The 1,979-nt window shown below is 63.6% G+C and carries 2 protein-coding genes; both read left to right on the top strand.

Going from position 1 to position 1,979, the window contains the following annotated elements; translation table 11 throughout:
- Positions 1–133: 133 nt before the first annotated feature.
- Positions 134–1,177, top strand: coding sequence for a D-alanine--D-alanine ligase (locus tag H5U38_09615; GenBank protein MBC7187278.1), 1,044 nt, complete (start codon positions 134–136; stop codon positions 1,175–1,177).
- Positions 1,155–1,961 (top strand): BtpA/SgcQ family protein, encoded by an 807-nt coding sequence (locus H5U38_09610; protein MBC7187277.1) that lies wholly within the window; start codon positions 1,155–1,157, stop codon positions 1,959–1,961. The genes H5U38_09615 and H5U38_09610 overlap by 23 nt, the downstream gene beginning before the upstream one ends.
- Positions 1,962–1,979 lie beyond the last annotated feature (18 nt).

Here is a 1,979-nt window from a genome sequence, read left to right as displayed (position 1 = left end):
GGCCAGGACCTCTGGGTGCCGGTGCGACTTGCCCTCACCGGCGAAAGCGATGGCCCACCCCTGCCACAAGTGGTGTCGCTCATGGGCAAGGAAAAGTGCCAGAAACTAATCGAGAGGATACTTGGTTAACAGACTGAAGATTGCGGTGCTCCTGGGCGGATATTCCCCGGAGCGGGACGTGTCGCTGGCCTCGGGGCTTCAGATTGCCGCTGCCCTTCGTTCTCTCGGCCACAAAGTGATGCTGGTGGACCCCGCGCTGGGCGACGGACCAATGAGGGGGAAAAACGAAATCAGCCAGGTAGGCATTGGCACCGAGCCACCGTCGCTCGCGCAGCTGCCTAAGGACTACGGCCGGCACTACATTCGCTGTATCGACTACCTTGCCCGCCAGCGCATCGACGTGGTGTTCAACGGACTGCATGGCGGCGCTGGTGAGGACGGCACCATTCAGGGGTTGCTTGACTTGGCAGGCGTGCCCTACACCGGTACTGGAGTGCTGGGAAGCGCGCTGGCAATGAACAAGGTGGCCTCGAAGCGAGTCTTCGAACGCATGGGTATTCGTACTCCGGAGTGGCTGCTGGTCGACGGGGAAGTGTCGGAGTGGGAAAGCGTGGCCAGAGCCGTGGCTGCCAGTTTCGGTTTTCCCGCAGTGGTCAAACCGAGTAATCAAGGGTCCACGGTGGGCGTGAGCCGAGTCACCGCGGCGGAGGAGCTGCCCGAGGCGCTGCGCAAGGCGCGCATCTACTCGCAGGAGGTGATAATCGAGCGGTTCATCGCCGGCCGCGAGATCACCGTGGCGCTTCTAGCGGGTGAGGCCTTGCCCGTCGTGGAGATCATCCCTGAACATGGCTTCTACGACTATGAATGCAAGTACTCGCATGGCAAGAGCCGCTACGAAGTGCCTGCCCAGATCCCTGAGCACATCCGCATCGAAGCCCAGGAGATGGCGGTAAGGGCCTACCAGGTGCTCTACACCCAAGACTACGGTCGGGTGGACCTGCGCTATGGTGAGGACGGCAAGGTGTACTGCCTGGAGATGAATACGCTGCCCGGTATGACCGGTACAAGCCTGGTGCCCAAGGCGGCGCGGGCTGCAGGCATCGAGTTCCCGGAGTTGTGCGAGCGCATTGTCGAGCTGGCCCTGCGTCGTGCGCATGGGGGGCAGCGTGAGCAGTAGCTGGCTTTGCGCCACATTTGGTGTCGAGCAGCCGCTCATTGGAATGGTGCACCTCCAGCCGCTGCCGGGGAGCCCCTGCTTTGCAGGTGACTTTGACGCGGTAATCGACGCCGCGCTGCGCGATGCGGAGGCGCTCGCTCAAGGCGGATTTGATGGCTGCATCGTCGAGAACTTCGGCGACGTGCCATTCTTCCCGGATCGCGTCCCGGAGGTGACCGTCGCCGCCATGGCCGTGGTCACAGACCGCCTAGTTCGGGCCACGCGCTTGCCGGTGGGGGTGAACGTGCTGCGCAACGACGCAATGGCTGCCCTTTCGGTAGCCGCCGTGGTGGGAGCCAGCTTCATCCGGGTCAATGTGCTGGCGGGCGCCATGGTGACCGATCAGGGGCTCATCCAGGGTCGGGCCCATGAGGTGATGCGCGCGCGGGCCGCGCTTGGCGCGAAAGTCATGGTGCTTGCCGACGTGCTGGTGAAGCACGCCGTGCCGCTCGGCGAGGCGGACCCAGTGCGGCAGGCGGCAGATTTGCTGGAACGGGCTGGCGCGGACGGTCTCATCGTCACCGGCAGAGCCACCGGTGAGGCGCCGAGTCCTGCCAAGGTGCAACAGCTCCGGCAAGCCTTCCCCGGAGCTACCATCTTGGTGGGAAGCGGTGTTAGCCCGTCCAATGCACCTCACTTTCTCCCGTTCTGCGATGGCTTCATCGTCGGCACCTGGCTGAAAAGCGGCCGGGGGGTTTCCGTTGAGCGAGTTCGTGAGTTCGTGTCGGCAGTGAGAGGGACATAGGATGGCGCTCAAGTTTTA

This window comes from Calditrichota bacterium, from assembly GCA_014359355.1.
GTDB lineage: Bacteria > Zhuqueibacterota > Zhuqueibacteria > JANLFK01 > Oleimicrobiaceae > Oleimicrobium.
This window is presented reverse-complemented; position numbering and strand designations above follow the sequence as displayed.